This is a genomic window from Bacillus sp. B1-b2 (assembly GCF_009183415.1).
Lineage (GTDB): Bacteria > Bacillota > Bacilli > Bacillales > Cytobacillaceae > Niallia.
Genome location: NZ_WEHU01000002.1, coordinates 167,054 through 188,341, shown reverse-complemented (window position 1 = coordinate 188,341; position 21,288 = coordinate 167,054). Strand labels below are relative to the sequence as shown.

The following is a 21,288-nucleotide window of genomic DNA, read 5'->3' as shown; positions in this document are numbered from 1 at the left end:
CCTTACATCTCTTTTCTCCAAACGATCTTCTCCGATTCAAAAACAGTTAAATTCTCGTCAAAAGCTGTCTCCAAATATTTCTCCAGGTTTCCATTTTCATCATACGCAAAAATTTTCAAATCCTTTACATTTGCCATAGATACTTTTTCATTTATTAAAGCGATCTTCAATTCTACGATATCCTCCATCGTCTTTCCTTCTGGTAAACAAATCGTCGTACTAAAGTGGTTGTAAGGTCCTGTGTATGCTGCTGAAAAGGAACCAAACTTTTTATGCTGAAAAGAACTGGACTGCCACTTTTCTTCTCCTTTTAACCGAACTAGGAAATCTACACTTGGTGTACCAAGCTCAACTTCCCAAACAGAAGATTGAATATAAGCATATTGATAAACATTTTGGATTCTGTTGTAAGCTAGTGGGTAATTCTTTAACTGTCTCTCTGCTTCCCAGGCCATCACATGATTAATATACGGAAAACGCTGCATCACCACTTCGCGAGCCTCTTGTTCTACTTTCCACTCATAACTTGGGATAAAGGAAAAATGATAAGAACTTGTGATTTTATCCGTAAAATTACCATTACATGTGGCCGTTTGAAGAATGACCCTCTCCCCCTCTAAGAAAGGTCCCTTATATGGTTTTACCTGATGCTCTGCACCTTGGTATTCAATATGATCAATCTCATTATATTCATTCAAATAGATTCTAGCCATGTATTCAATATCTAACAGTCGCCCCCACTTTGACATGAGAAGAACAGCAGGTGTTCCCTCATCTTCATGACTAAATACCATATGATATTCAATCACCAATCCTCGTTCCCACTCTTCAAAAAAATAAATCATCTCTAAAGGAGTATCTGTGTATAAATTATCGTATGAACTATAAACAGATCGACCATAAAGCTTCGGAGCAAATCGAACAGCCAGTGTTTCTCGCTCACTTACTTCTAACTTTTCAACACTGTAGCTTTCCATTTCAGCAAATGCCTCACTGTTACGAGGAGATTCACAAATCCATTCTATTTCATATGTACCAGGCTCCATTTCTCCAAGAAGACGCTTGTAAGTAAAGCTCTGATTTCCGTAAAACAAAATAATATCTTGGTGGTGTACTTGATTAACATATAGTCTCAACATAAGAGATTCATTGCTTTCTTCTTTCCAAGAAGTAGATGCTTTTGCCTTCAGATTAATCGTGTAATATCCTTTTTCTTCAATGATAATACTAGATTGATTACTGTCTAAATGCTGCATTTTTACAGGGTTCAAAACACTCATCTTATTCCACTCCTTGGTTAGTTTTAGAACATATCTTTCTTTGACTCTTTCATATTATTATGAATATAGAAATAACCTACTATTGAACATAATAAAAACATGAAAACTGCTAGTGCACTAGATTGACCAATCTCGTTATATACAGAAAAGTGCTGTTGCATAGATACACCTAGCATTTGTGGTGCATTTCTATCAATTAGGAAAGGTGCTGTAAAGCTTCCGATTAGCCCCATAAAAAGAAAGGTTAACGCAACGAGCATTGTTTTATAAGAAAGAGGAAGTATAAAATGAATAAACAATCTAATTTTTGATGCACCCGCATCCTTTGCACTCTCTATTACAGAATTTGGAATAGCTTGAAGAGCAGAAAGTAATAGCATCGTTGTAAACGGTACATTAAACCAAACATTAATCATCAATAAGCCCTTCATATCATAAATAATAGAAGGCATATTGTTTTCACCTATGATCCTTGCAACCCAGCCATTATCTCGATAAAAGTTGATAAATCCATAGATTGCGATAACTCCTGGAATGAATAATGGAATAAAATATAGTTTGTTTATAATTTTCGAGAAGATACTTTTATTAAAATTTAAATAAATAGCTAATAGATAGCTTGCTCCTAAAGTTAAGATACAAGAAATGAATGTGACAACTAATGTATGTTTAATATTTTGTAGAATCAATGGTTCTGTAAAAATATATTTATAGTTATCTAGTGAGAAAACATTATCTTCATTCTGAAAGCTTTCCATAATGGCAAGCGTAACGGGATAAATGACTAAAACAAGCAAGGTTAGGAAAGAGGGCATAACTAGCCCAATTCCTAACACTGCCATTTTTGTTTTTTTCTTGACAGCAAAGCTCTCCTTCAGGACAATATCCCTACTCATTGACTAGCTACCTCTCTTTGCCATACTTTCATTAATTCACTTGAAAGCTCTCCACCGTTAAAGGTACGATATCCACCACTAACTGATTCAAATTTCTTTTGATCTTCTGCTGATAGAAGATCCCATTTGATTCCTGGGTATCCGTACATCGTATCAATAACTAACTTCTGCACATCTTGGGTTAGTACATAATCCAAGAAAGTTTCGGAAGCTTCCTTACGCTCTTCATCTCCGTTATCAACTGCCATTAAATAAGATGGACCACCTGTAAAGGCCGGAGTAATTTGTTTCAATTTAATAGTTTCTGGTAATAGTTTTGAATTCAATTGTTCTAGAGCCATATCAGACCAAGCTGGAATCATATCTACTTCTCCATTTGCAAGTAAATCTAACGTTCCTTGGTTTTTCTTCGGATATACACCTTCTTTATAAAGGTTTGGTGCCATATCCTTCAGCACTTGAATTCCCTTGTCCCACTCTTTTATAATACTTTCATCTTGTACATTCATAGCATCGTCATTAAGCTCATTATACACAGTAGTAAGAACAAATGAGCTTCCTGCTCCTCCTGTATTTGGATCATTGTATGCAAATCTACCTGGGTTATCTTTAATCCATGTATTCAATTCTTCTGCTGTATTCGGTACATCTTTCACTTTTTCCGAATTATATGCTAGAACTACGGAAGACGAACGGTAGGGAACTGCTAGATTTTGTGTACCCTCCATATTTTCTTCTTGTACATTTGCAAGATTCTCGATCAATCCTGTTGAAAGTTCATAGAAAAGTCCACCTTCATCTTCACTACGAACAATATCAGCAAGTGCTCCCTCATATATATCAATCTCTGAATCTTTATTTGCTTTTTTTGCAGCGATAATTCGGTCAATGGTAGCTTGTCCCCCAGTACCAGAAGGAACGAAAACAAATTCTACATCAATATCTTTATGCGCTTCCTCAAACTTAGGAATAACAGTTTCCCAAAAAGTCTCTACATTTTGAGAACCAGAGCTATATAAAGATATTTTTGTTACTTGGTCTTCTCCTGCACTTGCCGTATTATTGGTTTCACTTGTATTACATGCAACTAAAGAAAACGCACTGAATGCTGCCATTGTTCCTACTAAGATTCTTTTTAATGAATTAGACTTTCTCATATAATTGATTCTCCTCTATAGTTAGATTTTGTATCTTAGAATCTTCGTTAATATGTAAACCGTCTTCTTCAGGGAATGATTGGATTGTTGCAAAAGTTACCTTGATTCTACCCTGGATTTTAAACTGACTCATTCCACTTCGATCAACAAACATTTTTAATTTTCCGAACTCGGTTATTAAACTTACTTCTGCATAATGACCAAGCATCATTACCTTTTCAATAGTTGCTTCTAAACCATTCTCTACTTCGTTAGCTAACACAACATCTTCTGGTCTAATTGCCACAGTAACATTTCCCTTATGTTGATTAAGATTAGGGTAAGCAAGTGAACCGATGTTAATTTTTTCACCTTGTGCATTGCCTTTAAGAAAATTCATCTTGCCAATAAATTGCGCAACAAACATGGAGGCAGGATAATTATAAATATTCTGCGGAGAATCAATTTGCTCAATTTTCCCTTTATTCATGACCACTATACGATCTGAAATGGAAAGTGCTTCTTCTTGATCATGTGTAACAAAAAGCATGGTAAGCTGTTGCTTTGCTTGAATCTCTCTTAGTTCCTCACGCAATTCATGTCTTAACTTTGCATCCAGAGCAGAGAAAGGTTCATCCAACAATAGCACTCTTGGTTCAAGAAGTAACGCACGTGCCAGAGCTATCCTTTGTTGTTGGCCACCAGATAATTCAGTTGGATATTTCTTCTCATAACCTTGAAGCTGAACTAAGTTTAATGCCCATTTGACTTTTTCAATAATTAAAGCTTTTTTCATTTTCTTAAGCTTTAAGCTGAATGCAAGATTATCAAACACTGTCATATGTGGCCATAAATTATAACTCTGAAACACCATAGCACTTGGTCTTTTTTCAGGAGGTAATTGATTGACTTCTTTTCCATCAATAGTAATAGAGCCTTCATTTGGATCTATAAATCCTCCAACACTTCGAAGAACAGTAGATTTCCCACATCCTGATGGTCCTAGTAGAGTCACCATTTCTCCGTTCTTAATATCCAAAGAAAAATTCTTAACACCTTCTCCTGTAGGATAAACCTTGCTTAAATTAGTAATTGATAAGCAATTTGACACTCCATTACCTTCCTTTCTCCAGTTCATTTCTATTTATTATTTAAGGCGCATTCCATTAGCAAAGGTATCTGCACCAACAAATTTTCTTGCTGCTAAAAGTAGAATGATAGTTGGCAGTGTCAATATCACGGAAAACACCGCACCTGCTGTACTTGGATAATCTGCTATTATGGAATACATAATTACTGGCATTGTTTTATAATCTGGTATTCCTACCAATAAGGTTCCTTGTGCTTCATCTAATGAAGATAAGAATGTAAATACGGAAGCTACAATAATACCTGGTTTAGCCATTGGTAAAGTGATATACCAAAATACCTTTAACGGAGATGCCCCAGCATCACGAGCCGATTCCTCTTGAGAACGGTGAACATTCTCAAATGCTGCTGATGGAATCCATGTCATTAACATGAGTGTATTAATTAAATGAATTAAGATTATTCCTGTGAATGTATTCATAAGGTTGTATTGATAAAACAAGACAGCTATCGCAACATATAGACCCATTTTTGGAAAAGCATTTGTTAATAGAAAGGAGAAAAGAAAAAACCTCCTTAATGGAAAGCTAATACGCGCAAAAGCATATGCTGCAGGAATACATATAATTAAAGAAATCAATGTAACAATCGCAGCAATAAGAAAAGATAACCACATGGATCTTAGAATAGATTCATCTTCTAACACAAAAGTCCACCATTCTAAAGACCAAGATGTTGGCAAGATATCAGGATATTGCCATTCTCCAGTAAATGCTAGTAACAATAAGTTTAATAATGGCCCAAAGAAGAATTGAAGAAAAACTGCTAAAACGATAAATCCAACAATTTTCCTTACACCAAGGGCTTTAAAGTACCACAATATCTCATCTCCTCTCAAAAAATATAAAGGTCTATACCTCTTATAAATAAAGTAACAAATAAATACTAATATTTTTTATTCATAATGTAATTTTCGTGTAAATTTCACTTAATTTTATATTTACGTTCCTTACTTGTCTAGACTTCATTAAATATTACAGTAACAAAAAAAGACCAAAGTGATGAAAAATTGGTCTTTTTACTTATAGAATTTTTTAAATATATGGTTCCTTCCTCTTAATTTCCACAAAGGCGAAAATATATAGCATTCTTAACTACCACTTAAAGAGAACTTATTTCCTATTTATCGAGTTCTATTTACCGTAAAAGTAAAGACATCATTTCTAAAATAGTCTAAAGAATATAGAACAGGACGATTTTGATAATCGTAATGTAACTGCTTTAATAATAAAACAGTCGTTTCAGGACGAATAAGCAGTTTTTGACAATTACGATCTGTATGAAGTGGAACAACAATTTCTGTTGTTGCTCTAGCTATATCAATATTGCATTCTTTTTTCAAATAATCAAATAGTGATCCAATTGATCCTTGATGAATCATTTTCTGCTTAACAAGCGTTTCCGCTAGTATATTCTGTGAGAATACTACCGGTTCTTCATTTGCTGTTCTTATCCTCTCATGAATGATTACTTCTTCCCCATCTTCTAATTGAAGAAGCTCTGTCCATTCATTAGTAGGCTGAATTAGTTTTATTCTCTCTTGTTTCTCGCCATCCTCTAAACCTGCATACTTTATCATGGAAGTAACACTCATGAGCTTTTCTAAACTATTTGGTGTGATTGGTAATGGGTTCACAACAAATGTCCCTACCCCATGTTTTACATAGACTTTTCCCTCTTCTTCTAGCAAACGAATAGCAGACCTTACTGTTTCTCGGCTCACTTTAAACGTTGCAGCAAGCCCCACTTCTGAAGGCAGACGGTCACCTGACTTGAGTATTCCTAATTGTATATCTGCCTCAATTTTCTCTTTGATTGATACGTAAAGAGGTTTCACTCAATCCCTCCCTTAGCTAATTTATAAATTCTTAAAATACTCTATTCGTAGCTCATTACCTATTTATCTTCTTTTAAATGTTCAAACTATTTCCCTTATTTTATACAAATTTTATTATATGTGTTTTATATTAGACTAGGCAACGATATATTTAATAGACAACTTATCTTAACAAATTATTAACAAACCTACATAAATGAGCACCTGCAGAATTAGCAAGTGCTTTCAAGAAGATTGGATGTTGTTTTAACCTTTAACTTATACTACTTTTACAATGGATGTATTTAAATCAAATTCATTTTATTCTACTATTAATTCATATGCAGAAATCTTCTTAATTCCTCTAGATACTATCATAGACACTATATAAGCTAAGAAAAGAATACTGATACAAATTAGTAGAATAATTGGTTGTGGAATGATAAAATCCAAACGTTTAACCCCTGCACTGGATAACAATAAGGAAAGCATTGGATTCGTAAAGAAATAGCCAAGCACACCACCAATTGTTACACCTGTAATAATCACAGGAAGGAAACTAAGCGAAATTTGATTCATCAGTTGAATTGTCGAATAGCCAATTGCTTTCATTACTCCCAACTCTTTCTTACGCTTAATAATCATTGTTTTGATAACCAGATAAAGAATCATCACTACAACTAACACAGTAATGATTAAAACCAATTGCATAACAGCAAACACCGCAACTGTATACATACCTATTTGGCTATCTATATTTTGATCGATATCTAATGTTTCCACTATTTGATCTCCGTACTGATTCTCGACATTGTTTATAAAATTCTTATTCGAGATATTTTCGAGGTATACATAAAGCGATGTGCCTTTATAGTTTGCATTTAATTGCTGAATTCCTTCCATAGTTAACGCAGCTATCTGACCTAAGTTACCAATAGATTGACTGAGGCCAGTTATCAAATAACTTTTTGTTTCATTTCCATATTCGACTTCTACTGTATCTCCAATGCCTTTATTGAGTTGACTGGAAACAACCCATGATATAGAAATTTCATTCTCGTGCAGTGGTTGTCTTCCTTCATAAACAATATTGTTTTCTAATTGGCTATACTGATCTGTAACATTTGTATAGACGGTTACATCATCAATTCTTGTTTCAATTAAGTCATATATATTAATTTTCCTTACATGATTCATTTGTTTTATGTCATTTAAAAGTTTATCCGTATCTACCTCTGACTTTACAGTGATCATCACATTAGCTGGTTCTGAACCAAATAGGTTAACAAATGCTGTCTTGTCTGAAGCAATATTGTAATAAAGTACTGCTGAAAACACAGTTGCAAAGGTTAACGATAGAATGATGAAAAGAATCATTACATTCTGTTTTCCATTTGCTAGCATGGATTTTAGAGCCAGTAAGAAATGAACATCTCCTCTTGCTTGATCTAATGGAAACCGACTTTTTCTGAAACTATGGGTTTGTATCCCACCTCGAAGTGCAGTAACTGGTAGAATTTTCCTAACACGTAAAGCAGAGAGTAATGTAACAATAAGTACACAGAACACAAGAAGGATAATACTAACTACATTTATTATGATGTCAAATTTCTGTACCCAGACTAAACCAGATAAGGTCGAAATTACATCTCCAAGAAAAGGCATTAAAATATAAGACAAAGCAATTCCAACAATACTCGCACAAAAAGTAATTAGGCTAAACTGTAATATAATGGAGAAAAGAATTTGTCTACTTGTATAGCCAATTGCTTTTAGAACACCTATATTCGCCATTCCATCTTCTATGCTGTTGGAAACACGGAAGCGAATGACAATTAATGATACTAATACAATAATAGCTGCAAAAGCTACTAAGATCGTCGCAATGATATTAATAGTTAATGTATTAACGTTTTTCACCATTTGAGTATCTTGCCCTAATATATAGGAAGTTGTTTCATCTAATAGGGATTTCTGAACTTCCTGTATAAATTCATTATTTAACTTAGTAGAATGTGTCTTGTCTTCTATCCTTGCTGAGAGCGCAAATGCTTTTGTTTGTGATTCTAGCTTCTCTGCTAATTGTTGATAGGACTTTTCTGGGAGCATAAATTTCATCACACCAAGGTTATTTGTCCCCATCATCGTCGTCTCAAAGAAACCAGAAATACGATATTTATAATCTTTATCTCTATAAGTAAGAGTAAAAGAATCTCCCAATTTATACCCGCCATTTGTTTTAAAACTATAAGGAACAAAAATATCATTAGCACTTGTTGTTTTTAGCTTTTCAAGTAACTTTAATGACCCAATAGAACGATTTACATCTGCATTAAAAATAACGGAACTATTGGTTAGTTTACCATTGCCAAAGATAAAATTAGAAATATCCATATAGATAATATCTTCTCTTTCCGTCTCTACTACCCCAGGATACTCCTCTAAATAATCCCCATATGCGGCTTGATAGTTCTCTTTATCTATAACAAAAATTGCATGAGGATCATTTAATTCCTCTATTTTATTATCAAAAAATGTATTTATCTGAGTAACAACCATTAATCCTATACTAAGCAGAAGTGAAGCAACCAAGATGAATAGAAATAAAGAAGCGGTAGCAGATTTACTTTTTCGTATATTTGCCATAGCTAAATTCAAAATCTTCACCTTACCACCCCATCTCTGTAAGGAAGTGTTTTAGCTTTTCATGGCGCACCATATTTTCTTTCTTCCTAAATACTCCTAACTGTAAATCCCCACAAACCACTCCATCTTTCAAATAGATAATTCGATTTCCTCGCAAAGCTGTTTCTACATCATGCGTTACTAAAACAATACTTTGTCCGTTACCATTTACATGTGTGAATACATCTAAAACAGCATCACTAGAAGCAGAATTTAGAGCACCGGTTGGTTCATCTGCAAGAAGCACTTTAGGATTGTTAATGATTGCTCTAACAATACCAACTCTTTGTGCCTCCCCTCCTGAAAGCTGTGTTGGAAACTTTGTCCATGAAGTTTCATATATTCCTACTTGTTCTAATAGTTCTTTCGCTTTTGTAACAAGCTCCCTTCTATTTTTATTTATCAAGAAACCACTGGCTAAGACATTATCTAGTACACTCATATTGTCTAGTAAATATATTTGTTGAAATACAAAACCACAGTATTTTCTTCTAAATATAGCTAGTTGATCATTACTCAAATTTGTTAAATTCTTTCCCTCAAATGTGATTTCGCCTAAAGTCGGTTTATCCATCCCACTTAGTGCATAAAGGAGCGTAGATTTTCCAGATCCTGAACTACCCATTATTATAGTGAAATCTCCTTCTATTAAACTAACATCGAGGTTTTTTAAAACATGCTGTTGATTTCCACCACTCGAAAAGGTTTTACATAGCTTATCTGTTTTAATTATCGTTTTTGTCATGATTGATTGACCTCTCCTTAACTTTCATACTAAAAAGACTGTAAAAGGCTACAGTCTTATCATACAAGATGAGTCCTTATTCAATCTTTGTCTCATTCTTAACTATTTCTTAAATCATGCAAGCTTCATTTTCAAGGTTACGGTAAAACCATTTTCACGGTTGTAACAAGTTATTTGTCCAGCCATATTCTCCATGAAATACTTTGATATATATAAACCAAGTCCAGATCCATTCTTGCCTTCTACATTTTTTCCTCGATAATATTTATGAAACAGTAGAGGTAATTCTTCTTCACTAACTCCTACACCATAATCTAAAATATGAAGCTCAAGAAATCCTTGGAAAATATTAGCTTTAATTGTAATCTTTGTTCCTGCATATTTGTAGGAATTACTAATAACATTATTTATTACCTGTTGCAGACGTAAAGGATCACTTAAAATAATACATGGTGGAATGGATTCATAATTAATTTGCTGGTCATAATTAACATTCTCGAGCATATCAACAAGTATTTCACTTGATACCTCGGTTACGTTCATTTTTAATTGTTCCAGTTCTTCCAATGTTGCGTGGAACATATCTGTAACAAGTAAGTCAATTTGCTCTGCCTTTGAATAAATGGTATTCACTTGTTTCGTCACTTTAGCGTCTTTTGCCTGCAGAAGCATTAACTCACTTAGCGCTTTAATCGTGGCGACTGGAGTCTTTATATCATGACTTAATGTTGCAACAAGCTCTTTTTTACTACGATTAGATTCATACTCTCTTTGGCGTGCCTCACGAAGTTCTTCTCGCAATATATCAAAACCTTCCGTGAACGCACCAAAATAATTATTCTTGACCATATTTAAAGGCATCTCTAAGTTACCTCTAGCCACATTTGTCGCAAATTTTTGAAGCTGCTGAAATGGCTTTAATAGTGTTCTATCTATGTATAAAATATATAGGAGGCTAATAAGGAAGAGTACTCCGAATATAGAACAGATGTATATGATCAAGTCCTTTTTTAATTGCTGTATTAATAGTTGGTCATTACTACTAAAGATGATTTTCCCAACCATCTCGTTATTATGTTCAATATCTATAATCGTATCTCGATTTTTTATAGAATCATATATATCTGTGTAAGAATAATCTGGTGTTTGATAAACCACATTTCCTACATCATCTATAATAGAAAAGGATTGATTGCTGTTTTGAAAAATTCCCGCACTAATTTGTCCCCAATTCTTCTCAGTGGTTTTCAACACATCATTTATAGCTACAAGGTCTATTTCTGATAGATTCTGATTCTTGATAACTATTACAGAGAGTAAAATACCTGCACAAAGTACAAATAAAATTGCGTAACCTGCCATTTTTAATTTCATGAATTGATATCCTCAAGAACATATCCTGTTCCCCATACCGTCTTGATATATTGCGGATTCTTTGGATCATTTTCGATTTTCTCACGTAAATGTCGAATATGTACATTTAGAGTCCCATCCCCTACAAAAGAATCTCCCCATACTTGAAGAAACAATTCATTCTTAGTGATGATTCTGTTTTTATTTTTTGCTAAATAAGACAGAAGTTTGTATTCCATTGCTTTTAGTGGAATATCCTTTCCATTTACTCGTACACGATGCAGCTTTGTGTCTATTAGAATATGCCCAAACTGTAAAACTTCTTGTTGACTGTTAGAACCACTTGCATATCTTTTTAGCACGGCTTTCACTTTCGCTAGTAAAATACTAAGTGTATAAGGCTTTTGAATATAATCATCCCCACCTATGTTTAAAGCAATCAGAACATCATCATCACTAGAACGAGCACTGATAAATAAAATGGGAACCTGCGTTGTTTGGCGCAACTTTTTACACAAATCAAATCCAGAAGAATTACCCAAATTAATATCAAGAAGAATCAATGATGATTCATTTTTAACTAGATAATCTTCACACTCTGCTGCACTTGTTACAAAATCCGTCTTTACATCAAACATATTAAAATACTCACTAGTTGTTTCAGCTAAAGCAATCTCGTCATCTACTATTAAACAATCGATTTTCATGATAAGTCTCCTAGGGAGGGATTTCCTAGATTGGATATTTATAGTATACATGATGGGTAGACTTTCGGAGCGTAAATTATTGGGTGATTTATTAGAATTAATATAATTTTGCTTGAATCGAGTTTGTACCAGTTAAAATACAACCTCTGACCTTGTTACTTTAGTCGGTATCTATCATGAATTTAAGTGCTCATATTTTTAATAAATGAATAAAATAAAACCACACACTTAAAGTATGTGGCACATTCATTTATAACTGTGTAAGAAGAATTTTTTCTTTGCTCTTTTATACCGTCATCTTCCAGTTACTAAAAGCCAACCAGTTCTCTTTCTCCTTATAATCTGGCATAATACTACCAACCAATCGCCAAAAGGAGCGATCATGATTCATATGATACATATGACACATCTCATGAATAACTACATAGTCAATGACCTCAAGTGGAGCCATCGCTAACCTCCAATTAAAAGTTAATTGAAGGTTAGAATCACAGGTTCCCCAAGTAGTTTTACTATCTGAGATTCGCACAGAACGGGGTTTTGTTTTGAAGTTGCTTTGATAAGAAGAAATACTCTTCTCTACTAATGCTTTGCACTGCTGATAATAAAATCGTTTCAATGCTTGTTTCATTTTTTCATCATCAAACTTTTTTACATATACATATAATATCTCTTCTTCAAATACTACATGGTCTTGCGCGATGTTATTATCTTGAACAATTTTTATAGGATAGCTTTTTCCTAAATAGAGAAAAGACTCATCATTCTCATAAGCTTTTTCTTGTGGACCATTCCACCTATCCTCAAATTCTTTTAGCTTTTCCTGAATAAGTTCCCAACTTCTTTCTATTACTTGTAGAACTTTTTCATCAGGTGTCTTTTTCGGAGCCTGAACTTCAATTTCCCCATAGCTATTGATAGAAATTCCAATAGAAGTTCGATTTTTATACTTTATCTCAAACCTTATTGTTTTACCATCGTAAGTATGTAACATGTCATCACCCTATATTAGCTTCCTTAGCATTATCCTCTTAAATGGATAGCAAGTCCTTTTAAGAAGTTTCTAGCAAATTTATCTCCGCACTCTTTATAATTTTTATGTCCCTCTTTACGTAATAAGGCACCTAATTCCCCTTTTGTCACCGTGATTCCTGCCTTTTCGAATATATCCAACATATCTTCCGTCGTTAAGGAAAGGGCTATTTTCACTCTTTTTAAAAGAAGGTTATTGATATGTTCCTTACTTTTTGAAGGTTGAGGCATCCCTGGTTTAGGCTCTTGTTTTCCTCTTTTATATATAACAAGACCATTTAGAAAGGAATCTAACATACTGGTTGAACCATTTACTTGCTCCATTTCCTCTTCATCTTCTGACTTTGTCAGTAGCTGTATCACTTCTGGGACAGTAATTTCCACACCGCCAAGTTCAAAAATCTCTACCATTTCTTTATTTTTTATTTCTAACGCGTATCTTAGTCGAATAAACATGTCTTTGATTTCCAATGTATTAACTCCTTATTTGTTAAATAGTATTTTATTATTAAGGGATAGATATCTCTTATTAGTTTAGTAACAGCGTCTATCTTTTATTAGAAAAAAATAATGCTGCTTTACTGCTCATCAAAACCTATTAATAGTTGGATTCTCTTTTTTCCAACCTATTTCCCTTCTCTCACATTTTCTATAAAGGTAGGTTAGTATTTAAAAGAGATAGAATAAAGTTTACAGAAAGAAGAGAGAAAAGAAAAGAGGGAATAGAAGTACAGAATATCTTGAATATATAATTATTTTCAGCATTGAACATTCTTGCTATGGTAGACGTATTAAAGAGGTGACTATCATAAAAAAATCAGGAAAGAACACAAATTTCTCTCCTTCATCAATTATATCTCTTCCGTCTTTCTCCAAGATTTATCTTACTTTTCCTAATTCATCAATAAAAGCTGGTCTTTTCTTATAAATGTCCATTAATTCGTTTATCATTTCTTCTTGTTTTGTAGGACCTGCTACTTCTTTGTATTTCTTAATTTTTTGGCATATCCCTTGATATTCTTTTCGATTAGAGGCAGAACTTGCTTTAGCTTTTATATAATTATTATAGTTTTCTAACACTTCTTCTTTAAAATGTACTACTAGTATTTTTGCATAATCTTCTACATATCTTGGATTACTTCTGACAAAATTCATGATCTCATCTATATCATTTTCTTCTTCGATTATTTTTAGGAAGAAACTTTCATGATTCCAACCTTTCCCAGCCTTTAACTCTATTTTTAAGTTTGTATAGAATTCGTCAAAGTTACTTTTCGCTAATTCTTTTAGATCTTGATAATATTCAAAATATCCATCAAAGAATAGTTCCTTTGCTAATGCTTGCTGTTCTTCTTTTAAGTGAAGTTTTTTGTAAGCTTCATATCGGAATGTCTTCCATTTAGAAAGTAATCCACGATATTCTTGATCCTGCTTTTCCCCTTCTTTAGCATATTTTATGACTTTATCGTAATTTTTCTCTAACATGTACTTATTCAGTAACTTCTCTCTAAAAGATGAGAATGAGAGATGTTGATAAATAAATTGTTCCACTTCTTCTTTTGTACCATAATGCTCAATCAACTGAAACAAAAGATCAAGCATACTTTCATTTCCATAATGAGCATATCGATCAGTTGTTGATTCATTTATATTGGACTCTATTCTATCTATTAACTGCTGTCTATATGCTTCATCCTCAGCAAATGCAAAACATATAGCAAGTAATTCAATTTTATAATCAATCCAATCTTCAAAAATCTCACTATCTGTCTTTGCTAATAGCTTTTCAAATAGTTGTGACTCTTGGTGAGCTGATTCTTCGCGACCATCGATTATCTCTTCGATTATTTCAAGAGTTTCTGTAACAAGACAACCAATATCTCCACCAGAGTCATCAGCATATTGAAATGCACCTATAGCTTCATCGAGTAATAGGAATGCAATGTCCAGAGCAATTAACACTTTATCTGTATTTAGAGCTTTTACTGCTATTTCATCTAGTTCTCTCACAAAAAAACTCGTATCTCGATACTTAATAAATCCTTCTCTAGCAGTATACTTTCTTATAATTCCATTTATTAACTCCTTGCATGCCCTAAGTTCCTGGTCACTGTCTCCATTAGAGTATTTCACCAAGAGACTGTTTTTTAATGTAACATCCTTGTTTGTGATATTTATAATGATATTGATTAATTCATCTTTTGATAGATTTGTTAAAACTTCGTTAATGGTTATTCTTTTCTTCTTATTTTGTTTCTTCTCATTCGCAGTATCTTGATTCAACATCTCATATAATTGAAAATATGCTGCCACTTCATGCTTACATACAGGTCCATCATAGGGACAATCACACTCAGAGTAAACAATCTCTCCTTCATTCCCGATTTCTACGATTATCTCATAGCTATCGCTTCCTTCAATATGAAAGACATATTCATTTTGTCGCTGTTCATACGCATCTACTACATTTCCTTCGAGATAATAGCTGCGCCCTCTTTCTAATATGGTTTTATTTATCATACTTTCAAATTTATTTATGTTCATCTCTTTTCCCTCACTCACCACTTGCATTATCTGTTTTTTTCATCCATTTACTTTATATAATGATTTTAGCATGATTTTTATACATCAAATAAGCTTTATAGCTTTTGCTTAAAACTCGCTAGAATATGTAGGGAATTCTTCATACCATTACCGAAACTCCATCTTTTAGTGATTCCCTTATTTTAACTAGTACTCTTCTGCCCTATTTATGGATGTCCAAGTATAAATAATTCAATAAATTCAGCTAATTAAAAAGAGGACGACTTCTTTTGCCTAAAAATCATAGTACATTTTCAACAAGAAATAACTTCAAGTAGAAAATGTAGTCAAAATCTAGTAAGATAACCACATGTGATATTAAAAAAGGAGTAGAAAAAATGAGCGTATTAAATGTACAAAATTTAAGTCACGGTTTCGGTGATCGTGCTATTTTTAATGATGTGTCTTTTCGACTTTTAAAAGGAGAACACGTTGGACTAGTTGGAGCAAATGGTGAAGGTAAGTCCACTTTTATGAATATTGTTACAGGGAAGTTGCAACCTGACGAAGGGAAAGTTCAATGGTCACGAAAAGTTCGTGTTGGTTATTTAGATCAGCATGCTGTTCTTCAAAAAGGTTCTACCATGCGTGACGCTTTAAGTACTGCCTTTCAATATCTTTTTGATGCTGAAGCAGAGATCAATGAACTTTATGGAAAAATGGGCGATGAAGGTGCTGATATCGATGCATTACTTGCAGAAGTTGGAGAACTACAAGAAACTTTAGATAGTAATGATTTCTATCAAATTAATTCTAAAGTGGAGGAAGTTGCTCGTGGTCTAGGATTAGACGATGTTGGACTTGATCGTGATGTAGATGATCTTAGTGGTGGACAACGTACGAAAGTGTTACTAGCTAAGCTACTGTTAGAAAAACCTGAAATTCTATTACTAGATGAGCCTACGAACTATTTAGATGAACAGCATATTGAATGGTTGAAGCGCTATTTACAGGATTATGAGAATGCATTTATCTTGATTTCACATGATATTCCATTCTTGAACAATGTTGTTAACTTGATTTATCACATGGAAAATCAAGAGTTAAATCGCTATGCAGGTGATTATGATAACTTCGTAAAAATCCATGAAATGAAGAAACAACAGCTAGAATCTGCTTACAAGCGCCAACAACAAGAAATTGCTGGTCTAAAAGATTTCGTTGCTCGTAACAAAGCAAGTGTTGCTACTCGTAATATGGCAATGTCTCGTCAGAAAAAACTCGACAAGATGGATATTATTGAATTAGGGAAAGAAAAACCGAAACCAGAATTTCATTTCAAAGAAGCTCGTGCAGCTAGTCGCTGGATTTTCACGACGGAAGAACTTGTAATTGGTTACAACGAACCACTTTCTCGACCTCTTAATTTAAAAATGGAACGCGGACAAAAAATTGCATTCGTTGGAGCAAACGGAATTGGTAAGTCTACGCTTCTAAAGAGTATTATGGGCTTGATTAATCCTATTTCAGGTAACGTGGAACGTGGAGATTACCAACACATCGGTTACTTCGAGCAGGAAATTAAAGAATCCAACTATAACACTTGTATCGAAGAAATTTGGGGCACATTCCCAGGTATGAACCAAGCTGAAGTTCGTGCTGCTCTTGCAAAATGTGGATTAACAACTAAACATATCGAAAGTAAAGTCGAAGTCCTTTCTGGTGGAGAAAAAGCTAAAGTTAGATTGTGTAAAATTCTAAACACAGAAACTAATTTATTGATTCTAGATGAGCCTACCAATCACTTAGATGTAGACGCAAAAGATGAATTGAAGCGTGCTCTAAAAGCATATAAAGGAAGTATCTTGATGGTATCCCATGAACCAGACTTCTATCGTGATATTGCGACAGATATTTGGAATTGTGAGGATTGGACTACGAAGGTGTTTTAAGTAAGATTATGGGGACCAAGTATTTTGGTCCCTTTTTTCTACTTAAAATGAAATATTAGATTACTTGGCAACACTTAGGGTGCTGGTGAGTGAGTTTCTCAAATACAACAATTCTTACATTAAACTAAAAAACTAAGGTCAATTATACGTCTTACTCCTTTTTCACTATCCCAACAATTTTGCTGGATGGAATAGTCGGATCATGTTGGATAATTAACGCCTTCGAAAAGCGTTGCAAATAATTTTCTTCATGTGATTTTGGTGTAAGGATGATTAGCTTACGCTTTAATTCTTGCACATACAGATCAAACACTTTTAATTTTCGATTTTCATCTAAAGCGCTGTCGAACTCATCTAGCACAATAAATCCTGGTTTAAAGGATAAGTTTTGAAGTAGGGCCAAAGCAAACAAAAGGGAACTTAGGGATTCTTCTCCCCCTGATACACCTTTTCCTACCTTTCCACCTCGGGCCTTTGTACTAACATCCTCCATAGTCCCTCGATGCCCTTCTTTTCTAGCTTTTATGAATAACTTAAAATGTGTTCTTCCCTTTTTATCTTCTAAAGATTCCCAATCTACATTCCCTTCAAATTGAAAGTGGCTCATATACGTTTGAAATCTTCTACGTATTTCTGTCACTCGCATATTAATCGTAGTTTCTAGCTTGTCCTTGAGTTGTTCAGCTCTATCTCTATCTTGCTCAAGTAAAATATTTGTACGCTTAAACTCATTCTCTAGTCGTTCAAATTCTTGCTTAACGGCTTCATAATTTTCAGGTGCTGCGGGGTCAATATCTGGCTCTCTTCTTGCAGCTTCAAATATAATTTTTCCATCTTCCCGTTTGTTTTTTAAGCTCGTTAAAGATGGTTGTTGGTCATTCAGTAGACCACTTATAATCTCTGAATAAATTTTAGGAACTATCACTTTCATTTCTGTTATTTCCTGTATATATCCAACAAGCTCCTGGGCAGCTAAATCCTTTTCTTCTACTTTATTGATCTGTTGGTTCTTTGTTCTAGTTAAGTCCCTATTGGATTCTTCAATGTCCTCACCAAGTTGTTCAACATTACGCTTTAGCTTCTTAAGCTTACTTTCCACCATAGTCATGTCACTATCCAGAACATCCAGATTTGCAACCTGCTGTTTATACTGCTTGTCTAACTCTACGAACTGATTTTTCAAAGCAAGTAAATGATCATACTTACCTTTCATTTTTCCAAGCTCTTCGTAAAATGCTGCTGCTTCTTTTACAGCATCCAGATTAGCTTGAAGTTGTAGCAACTGAACATTTAGGTTTGTCCTTTTTCCATCAAGCTCCGACAGTAATGTTTCAAGTTCTAATAAAGTCTTTTGTTCCTCTTCTAATTGTTTGATACGACTTTGACGCTCATAGTCTGTAGCCATAAACGCTTCTGCTTCTCTTACAAACTGAATAATTCGATTTAGTTGTTGGGACATTTTAGTGTTAGTCTCGATAAGTTTATCTAACTCTAATATTCGTGCTTCTTTTGTTGAAATTAGTTTTTCAACTTCTTGTTTTCTAGCTTGCATTGCTTTCTTACTCAGAATATAGCGTTCTTTTTCCTGCTGTCCACGAAGCCCCATTGAATCATGTAAGATTCCATTTACTATCTTAATAGGACCATTTTTGAAAAATTGTCCTGCCCACCACAAAGCTTTGATTGCATGTGGAATTTCCTCATTCTTAATTCCTTCCTTCACTTTCAAATGAATTTCAGGTATTACATCAACAGAACGATCCGGTATCACTTCCATTAATGGAACATGGTAAAGATCGTTAGGAGGAGCAATATGTTTCCCTTGAAAAAAAATCGTATATTTAATCGCATTAAATATTCTCTCATCTTTCAGTAGCGCATGTTCATCCAATTCTACTAATTCACGAAGAGGATAAGCTTTCATATTATGTGAACGTAGATAGGATAATGACTCACTTTGACGCTTAGATAAATCACGGTTGTCTAACAATAATTCTCTTTCCTTTTTTAGCTCTTGAACACCGTTTGTTAAAGCAAGATGTTCATTTTTAAAAGAGACTATTTCTTGCTCAAATTTATGGATCGTATGTGAAACTGCATGACTACTTTTATATTCTTCTAATCTTTTACTATGTTTTTCATATGTTAGTTTATCTTCATTTACCTGGTACTCTAATTTAGCGATTTCACTCAATAAATCACGGTGTGACTGACTTCGCTGTTTGTGTTGCTCTATTGCCTCCGCGAATTGATCGCTCGTGTTTTCGATTTCTTTTTTCAAACGAATGATCTCAGCATGCACTTCTTTTTCCGAGCGGGTAATCTGGCTCTTTCGTTTGGTTAAGTCCTCCAGTTCTGTTTCTAACTCAACAATAGCTTTCTTTTTATCTTGAATAGTTGTATTTAAGATTTCTAGTGAATCTTCTGCATCATTTTGAATATCCTCTAACTCTTCTTTTTCCAAAGAAAGTTTAGTTAATTGCTCTGCTAGCTTATCTTTCTTATCTTGTTTAAATGAGATTCCATCTTTTACTTCTTCCATTTGAGAGGAAAGCTCTATTACGATTCCTTCCAACACCTTGATTTCTTTCTTCAAAGACACTTCTAATTGTAAAAGAGATTCAATATATTGACTCGCACCATTTATTAGACGTTCTTGATTACTTTGATATCTCTCCATTTGACTCTTGCTAATTTGTAACTCTAATTTTTTATTATCCACGCTATATTTTGCTGTCCTAAGGGTTTCAGTCGTTTCCTTTAGCTTCTCCATACTCTCTTCCCATTCACGTTGGGTTTGATCAATTCCATGCATCTCGCTAAAAATTCGAAACCTTTCTTCCGGATTCATCACCGCAAATTGATTAACCTCTTGCTGATACCAAATAAGATAATAGGAATCAGGATCTATTTTATATTTATAGAGTAGATCCTTTTTATAGGCAGTAAAATTAAATTGACGATCCCCAGATGTGTATTTAATTGTATTCTCCCATTGATCTATATCTTCACCCATTGAGATGGAATACTCTTTTTTTATAGGCTGACCAGGTTCCTGAACCATTCTTAGCGTAAATTGGATGAAGGTTGCTGCATCAATTTTCATTTCTCCTTCATTTTTGAAGACTAAAGCAATTTGTGCTTTCCAGGTTTGATCAGGTAATAGATTGCGAGATTTTAATCCTTCAATATCTACTTTTGACGAATAAAGGACTGCACCGATTGCATACGTGACCGTAGACTTCCCTGCACCATTCGGACCTGTAATCATAATATGATTGTCCATTCCCGATAAATCAATCTGCTCTGGTCGATAATCACGAATACCTGAAAAGGACATTCTCCAAGGAATCATTCGTTTTCCCCTTTCTGATATAAGTTATATCGTTTAAAGAATTTCAACACTTCTTCTTTGTTTAATTGATTGGACTGGCTGAACTCTGTCATACGACGCAGGAAGGAATCAGAGAACATATTGACACCAATGGCTGTAAGTTGGAATGCCCTCTCAGATGAAGTTGTTTGATAGTCTTCAATGGCTCCAATTTTTTTTAAAGGATCTAAAGCTAAGAGCACCCTTTGGTTTGCCTTTTTCGTTTCATGCCCCAGAGCATCAAGTATTTGGTCAAATAAGGTGAACTCATGCTGTAACACTTCTTGTTGGTAAAACATATATAATAAAATTGCTAGACTTTCTTTAGATAAAGTGTTTCTTGCAGAATGAGCAGGAACTCTCATTAATGCAACCACTTGATCTCGCTTTTCATCATAAATCAATTGAAAGTATCGACTAATAGCTTGATTTACCCTTGTAAGAAAAGAGAAAAACCGATCGTCATCCCTTGAAATACCTAGCTGTTTTTCTACCTCTTTACGGGATAGACCGAAATTCCCAGAACGGATGGACGCAGAGGAGGAAAATAGGATATTCATAAACGTTAATTCCTCTTCTTGTGTTAATATCCCTCTTATCGACTGCATGACATTTAACGGATTAACATTTAAATCCCCTAC

General features: G+C 34.0%; 16 protein-coding genes. 1 reads left to right on the top strand and 15 read right to left on the bottom strand.

All coding sequences use genetic code 11. The features are described from left to right. Window positions 1–2: 2 nt before the first annotated feature. The 13 genes from F9279_RS02850 to F9279_RS02790 all read right to left on the bottom strand — a co-directional run bounded on the left by F9279_RS02850 (window position 3) and on the right by F9279_RS02790 (window position 15,343). Window positions 3–1,280 carry a hypothetical protein gene (locus F9279_RS02850; RefSeq protein ID WP_152111200.1) on the bottom strand — a complete coding sequence of 426 codons (1,278 nt, stop codon included), beginning with the start codon at window positions 1,278–1,280 and terminating at the stop codon, window positions 3–5. Window positions 1,281–1,303: 23 nt separating this feature from the next. After that, the gene (locus F9279_RS02845; protein ID WP_152111198.1) at window positions 1,304–2,176 is read right to left on the bottom strand and encodes an ABC transporter permease; all 873 of its coding nucleotides are present in this window, start codon (window positions 2,174–2,176) and stop codon (window positions 1,304–1,306) included. After that, window positions 2,173–3,333 (bottom strand): extracellular solute-binding protein, encoded by a 1,161-nt coding sequence (locus tag F9279_RS02840; protein ID WP_152111196.1) that lies wholly within the window; start codon window positions 3,331–3,333, stop codon window positions 2,173–2,175. The genes F9279_RS02845 and F9279_RS02840 overlap by 4 nt, the downstream gene beginning before the upstream one ends. After that, window positions 3,320–4,423 carry an ABC transporter ATP-binding protein gene (locus F9279_RS02835; RefSeq protein WP_152111194.1) on the bottom strand — a complete coding sequence of 368 codons (1,104 nt, stop codon included), beginning with the start codon at window positions 4,421–4,423 and terminating at the stop codon, window positions 3,320–3,322. The genes F9279_RS02840 and F9279_RS02835 overlap by 14 nt, the downstream gene beginning before the upstream one ends. 36 nt (window positions 4,424–4,459) lie before the next feature. Continuing rightward, complete coding sequence (locus F9279_RS02830) at window positions 4,460–5,284, bottom strand: ABC transporter permease (protein WP_152111390.1); 825 nt, start codon at window positions 5,282–5,284, stop codon at window positions 4,460–4,462. A gap of 300 nt (window positions 5,285–5,584) precedes the next feature. Then, complete coding sequence (locus F9279_RS02825) at window positions 5,585–6,298, bottom strand: GntR family transcriptional regulator (RefSeq protein ID WP_152111192.1); 714 nt, start codon at window positions 6,296–6,298, stop codon at window positions 5,585–5,587. 300 nt (window positions 6,299–6,598) lie between these two features. Beyond that, complete coding sequence (locus tag F9279_RS02820; RefSeq protein ID WP_152111389.1) at window positions 6,599–8,923, bottom strand: ABC transporter permease; 2,325 nt, start codon at window positions 8,921–8,923, stop codon at window positions 6,599–6,601. A 22-nt stretch (window positions 8,924–8,945) separates the two neighbouring features. Continuing rightward, a complete protein-coding gene (locus F9279_RS02815; protein WP_152111190.1) occupies window positions 8,946–9,707 on the bottom strand; it encodes an ABC transporter ATP-binding protein in 762 nt (253 codons plus the stop codon). Window positions 9,708–9,821: 114 nt separating this feature from the next. After that, window positions 9,822–11,081, bottom strand: a complete 1,260-nt coding sequence (locus F9279_RS02810; protein WP_152111188.1) for a sensor histidine kinase — start codon at window positions 11,079–11,081, stop codon at window positions 9,822–9,824. After that, window positions 11,078–11,767 (bottom strand): response regulator transcription factor, encoded by a 690-nt coding sequence (locus F9279_RS02805; protein ID WP_152111186.1) that lies wholly within the window; start codon window positions 11,765–11,767, stop codon window positions 11,078–11,080. Before F9279_RS02805 ends, F9279_RS02810 begins: the two co-directional genes overlap by 4 nt. A 286-nt stretch (window positions 11,768–12,053) precedes the next feature. Next, a complete protein-coding gene (locus F9279_RS02800) occupies window positions 12,054–12,761 on the bottom strand; it encodes a M48 family metallopeptidase (protein ID WP_152111184.1) in 708 nt (235 codons plus the stop codon). 29 nt (window positions 12,762–12,790) lie between these two features. After that, window positions 12,791–13,270 (bottom strand): DUF1456 family protein, encoded by a 480-nt coding sequence (locus tag F9279_RS02795; protein WP_152111182.1) that lies wholly within the window; start codon window positions 13,268–13,270, stop codon window positions 12,791–12,793. A gap of 408 nt (window positions 13,271–13,678) precedes the next feature. After that, window positions 13,679–15,343 (bottom strand): SWIM zinc finger family protein, encoded by a 1,665-nt coding sequence (locus F9279_RS02790; protein ID WP_152111180.1) that lies wholly within the window; start codon window positions 15,341–15,343, stop codon window positions 13,679–13,681. Window positions 15,344–15,720: 377 nt separating this feature from the next. Between F9279_RS02790 and F9279_RS02785 the strand changes: the two genes are divergently transcribed. After that, entirely contained in the window at window positions 15,721–17,274 is a 1,554-nt protein-coding gene (locus F9279_RS02785; protein WP_152111178.1) for an ABC-F family ATP-binding cassette domain-containing protein, read from the top strand. 151 nt (window positions 17,275–17,425) lie between these two features. On the opposite strand, the gene F9279_RS02780 is transcribed toward F9279_RS02785, so the two are convergent. Further along, on the bottom strand, window positions 17,426–20,629 hold the full coding sequence (locus tag F9279_RS02780) for a chromosome segregation protein SMC (RefSeq protein WP_152111176.1): 3,204 nt from the start codon (window positions 20,627–20,629) through the stop codon (window positions 17,426–17,428). Next, on the bottom strand, window positions 20,626–21,255 hold the full coding sequence (locus F9279_RS02775; RefSeq protein ID WP_413463187.1) for a hypothetical protein: 630 nt from the start codon (window positions 21,253–21,255) through the stop codon (window positions 20,626–20,628). The genes F9279_RS02780 and F9279_RS02775 overlap by 4 nt, the downstream gene beginning before the upstream one ends. Between the last annotated feature and the right edge of the window lie 33 nt (window positions 21,256–21,288).

Coding starts and splice junctions, on each gene's coding strand:
- F9279_RS02850 (WP_152111200.1), bottom strand. CDS start 1,280: ATGAGTGTTTTGAACCCTGTAAAAATGCAGCATTTAGACAGTAATCAA.
- F9279_RS02845 (WP_152111198.1), bottom strand. CDS start 2,176: ATGAGTAGGGATATTGTCCTGAAGGAGAGCTTTGCTGTCAAGAAAAAA.
- F9279_RS02840 (WP_152111196.1), bottom strand. CDS start 3,333: ATGAGAAAGTCTAATTCATTAAAAAGAATCTTAGTAGGAACAATGGCA.
- F9279_RS02820 (WP_152111389.1), bottom strand. CDS start 8,923: ATGGCAAATATACGAAAAAGTAAATCTGCTACCGCTTCTTTATTTCTA.
- F9279_RS02815 (WP_152111190.1), bottom strand. CDS start 9,707: ATGACAAAAACGATAATTAAAACAGATAAGCTATGTAAAACCTTTTCG.
- F9279_RS02810 (WP_152111188.1), bottom strand. CDS start 11,081: ATGAAATTAAAAATGGCAGGTTACGCAATTTTATTTGTACTTTGTGCA.
- F9279_RS02805 (WP_152111186.1), bottom strand. CDS start 11,767: ATGAAAATCGATTGTTTAATAGTAGATGACGAGATTGCTTTAGCTGAA.
- F9279_RS02800 (WP_152111184.1), bottom strand. CDS start 12,761: ATGTTACATACTTACGATGGTAAAACAATAAGGTTTGAGATAAAGTAT.
- F9279_RS02790 (WP_152111180.1), bottom strand. CDS start 15,343: ATGAACATAAATAAATTTGAAAGTATGATAAATAAAACCATATTAGAA.
- F9279_RS02785 (WP_152111178.1), top strand. CDS start 15,721: ATGAGCGTATTAAATGTACAAAATTTAAGTCACGGTTTCGGTGATCGT.
- F9279_RS02780 (WP_152111176.1), bottom strand. CDS start 20,629: ATGATTCCTTGGAGAATGTCCTTTTCAGGTATTCGTGATTATCGACCA.
- F9279_RS02775 (WP_413463187.1), bottom strand. CDS start 21,255: ATGCAGTCGATAAGAGGGATATTAACACAAGAAGAGGAATTAACGTTT.